At 64.0% G+C, this 3,484-nt stretch carries 4 protein-coding genes; 1 reads left to right on the top strand and 3 read right to left on the bottom strand.

Going from position 1 to position 3,484, the window contains the following annotated elements:
- On the top strand, positions 1-1,376 hold a 1,376-nt coding region (locus AX735_RS04390), incomplete at its 5' end, for a DNA translocase FtsK (RefSeq protein ID WP_446471777.1).
- A gap of 54 nt (positions 1,377-1,430) precedes the next feature.
- Here the strand turns inward: AX735_RS04390 and AX735_RS04385 are convergent.
- From AX735_RS04385 to AX735_RS04375, 3 genes are all read right to left on the bottom strand, one after another.
- The gene (locus tag AX735_RS04385) at positions 1,431-2,540 is read right to left on the bottom strand and encodes an AI-2E family transporter (protein ID WP_231750021.1); all 1,110 of its coding nucleotides are present in this window, start codon (positions 2,538-2,540) and stop codon (positions 1,431-1,433) included.
- 150 nt (positions 2,541-2,690) lie between these two features.
- Entirely contained in the window at positions 2,691-3,029 is a 339-nt protein-coding gene (gene erpA / locus AX735_RS04380) for an iron-sulfur cluster insertion protein ErpA (RefSeq protein WP_066276167.1), read from the bottom strand.
- 129 nt (positions 3,030-3,158) lie between these two features.
- The coding region (locus AX735_RS04375) for an OmpA family protein (RefSeq protein WP_156447412.1) at positions 3,159-3,484 on the bottom strand (326 nt) is incomplete at its 5' end.

The raw sequence follows: 3,484 nt of genomic DNA, 5'->3' as shown, positions 1-3,484 counted from the left end.
AGATCACGGCGGTGCGCCCCGGCCCGGTGGTGACTCGTTACGAGCTGCTGCCCGCGCCGGGCATCAAGGCCAACCGCGTCATCCAGCTGGCCGACGATATCGCGCGCAACATGTCGGCGCGCTCGGCGCGCGTCGCGGCGATCCCGTGCCGCAAGGAGCTGGGCATCGAGCTGCCCAACCAGCATCGCGACGCCGTCGTGCTGCACGAGATGATCGGATCGAGCCATTTTGCCGAGAATAGCGGCCAGCTGCCGGTCATCCTGGGCAAGAACATCTCGGGCGATCCGGTGATCGCCGACCTCGCGCCGATGCCGCACCTGCTGATCGCGGGCACCACTGGATCGGGCAAGTCGGTCGGCCTCAACGCGATGATCCTTTCGCTGCTTTACCGGATGACGCCGGAAACGCTGCGCATGATCATGATCGATCCCAAGATGCTCGAACTGTCGATCTATGACGACATTCCGCACCTTCTCTCCCCCGTGGTGACCGAGCCCGCCAAGGCGGTGCGCGCACTGAAATGGGCGGTGGAGCAGATGGAGGAGCGCTATCGGATGATGAGCGAGCTCAAGGTCCGCAGCCTCGTCAATTTCAACGACAAGGTGCGCGTCGCCAAGGCCAAGGGCCTGCCGCTGGGCGAAGAGGTCCAGACCGGCTGGGATCCGGTCAGCGGCCAACCGCAATACGAGAAAAAGCAGCTCGATTACGAGCCGATGCCGCAGATCGTGGTGATCGTCGACGAGCTGGCAGACCTGATGATGACGGCGGGCAAGGAGGTCGAATTCCTCATCCAACGGCTCGCACAGAAGGCGCGTGCGGCGGGCATCCACCTGATCATGGCGACGCAGCGTCCTTCGGTCGACGTCATCACCGGCGTGATCAAGGCCAACCTACCGACCCGCATCAGCTTCCACGTCACCAGCAAGATCGATTCGCGCACCATCCTGGGCGAACAGGGCGCGGAGCAGCTGCTCGGCAAGGGCGACATGCTCTACATGTCCGGCGGCAAGCAGGTCGAGCGCGTGCACGGGCCCTTCGTCTCGGATGAGGAGGTGCGCCGTGTCGCCGACCACTGGCGCGGCCAGGGCCAGCCCGACTACATCCAGGCAGTGACCGAGGAACCTGAGGACGGCGGCTTCGCGCTCGATGGCGCGAGCCTTGACGACAGCCCCGAGGAGCAGATGTACCGCGCCGCCTGCCAGATCGTGTTCGAGAGCCAGAAGGCCTCGACCAGCTGGCTGCAGCGGCAGTTGCGCATCGGCTATAACAGCGCCGCGCGACTGGTCGAACGAATGGAAGAGGACGGCTATATCAGCGCGCCCAACCATGTCGGCCGGCGCGAGGTGTTCCGCGACAAGGACGGCAATCCGCTCTGATTGGGGCCGCTCTGATTGGGGCCGCTCTGATCTTCAAGCAACGGCCGGGCGGGATCAGTCCTGGCCGGCGATCCGGATCGGCTTGCCTAGCAGGGTCTTCACATAGAGCCGCTGGACCATGACATAGGTCACTACCGTCAGCGGAGCCGAGAGCAGCACGCCCAGAAAGCCGAAGACGAGCCCGAAGGCGACGACCGCAAACAACAGCACCGCAGGCGGCACATCGACGGCCTGTTTCTGGATCATCGGCTGCAGGAAATTGCCCTGGATCTGCTGAACGATCAGGAACAGGACGACCGTCCACAAGGCCGTTGTCGGCGACACGGTGAAAGCGAGCAGAACCGCCGGGACACCGGCAATGACCGGTCCGACCATCGGAATGATGTCGAGCAGGCCGGCGATGATGGCTAGGCCTCCCGATGCGGGGACCCCCAGCGCCCAGAGTCCGCCTCCGGTCAATACCGCAACGACAATCGACGAGACGCCCTGGCCCATCATCCAGCCGCGCAGGCCCCGCGACGCATCATCCAGCGCGTCCGAAACCGGCTGCTCGGCGCGCTTGGGCAGAAGCAGCAGCAGCCCGCGTCGATAGACATTGGGGTCGCTGGCGATGAAGATCGCGCCGACGAAGACGAGCACGAAATTGGCAATGGCATTGGTGGCCGTCATCGCAAAGCCGCCCAGCCGCGAGGCCAGGCTGGAAAGATCGCCGCTGCCCTGTTGCACGATTTTCCGGGCCTGTTCGCCAAGCCCCACCTCGTCCAGCTGGGCCTCGACCCGGTCGATCGCGGGCGGAATGCTCTGCTGGATCGTGTCGAACTCGTCCGCAATCTGCGATCCGAACAGCGTGAAGGCTCCAGCGAAGACCGCCAGCAGCAGAAATACGGAGATCGCCAGCGCGGGTCCGCGCTTCATGCCGGTCAGGTCGCATACCCGGCGCGCGATGGACGAGAAGATTGCCGCAAGAACCAGCGCTGCGAAGACGAGCAGCAGGAACTGCGTCAGCTCCATCAGCAACCAGGCGACACCAACCACAGCGAGCACGGTGAGGGTGATGCCGGCAACCCGGCCCGCTTCCAGCCGCGTCATGGCATGCGGGCTGATATGATCCGGAGCTTCGGGGTCGCGATGCTGCGCGTCGGTCGCCATGGCGGGATCGATCACGCCTGGTCCCCTCGATCGATGGTGATCTTTCGCAGCGATCGAGCGACGATCGCATGATGCTGGCTGGATTTCATGTGCACCCCCGGTCCTATGCCTTGCCGCTCAATACGAAATCCGGCGGTTCGGGTTCCCCATAAGGCCAGCAGGCATTCAGATCGAGAAACTGGAACCACAGCCGCATCCGGATGCAGCGTTGGGGTTGGTCACCTGGAATGCCGACCCGCCAAGCGATTCCACGAAATCCACTGCGCTGCCGCGAACCAGATCAAGGCTGATATCGTCAACGACCAGCGAGACGCCATCGGTTTCAGTGACGGTATCGTCGGGCTCGGGCGCATCGGCAAGGCCGAAACGGTACTGGAAACCGGAGCAACCGCCTCCCTCCACCGCGAGACGCAGGATGGCGGGCTTTTGCTGCTTGGCAGCAATCGCGGCCACGCGCTTGGCCGCAGCGGGTGTCAGGGTGATGTCGGCTGCTGGATTGTCCATGCACCCTACATAAGCGCGACGCGGTCCTTGGGCAAGCAGGCGACATGCCAGCCATGGCGCCCCAACAAAAAAGGGCCGGTCCGAAGACCGACCCTCTTTGTTACCAGACCCGTAGGTCCAGCGTTTGGCTTACATGCCCGAACCCGGACCGTAGGTGATTTCCACGCGACGGTTCTGCAGTTCACGAACGCCATCGGCGGTCTGAACGCGGTTGCGGGTTTCACCGAACGCCTGGGTGCTGATGGCGCTGGCCGGGATGTTCCGCGAGACCAGATAGGCCTTGACGGAGTCGGCACGACGCTGGGACAGACCCACGTTGTAGGTGGCTGCACCCGAACGGTCAGCGTGACCTGCCAGCATGACCGGCACCGAACCGCAGCTGCCGTAAGCGGCAACGGCGTTGTCCAGAATGGTCGCAGCTTCCGGCGTGATGTTCGACTTGTCGAAGTCGAAGA

It is taken from the genome of Blastomonas sp. CCH1-A6 (assembly GCF_001556365.1).
In the GTDB taxonomy this organism is placed as follows: domain Bacteria; phylum Pseudomonadota; class Alphaproteobacteria; order Sphingomonadales; family Sphingomonadaceae; genus Blastomonas; species Blastomonas ursincola.
This window is presented reverse-complemented; position numbering and strand designations above follow the sequence as displayed.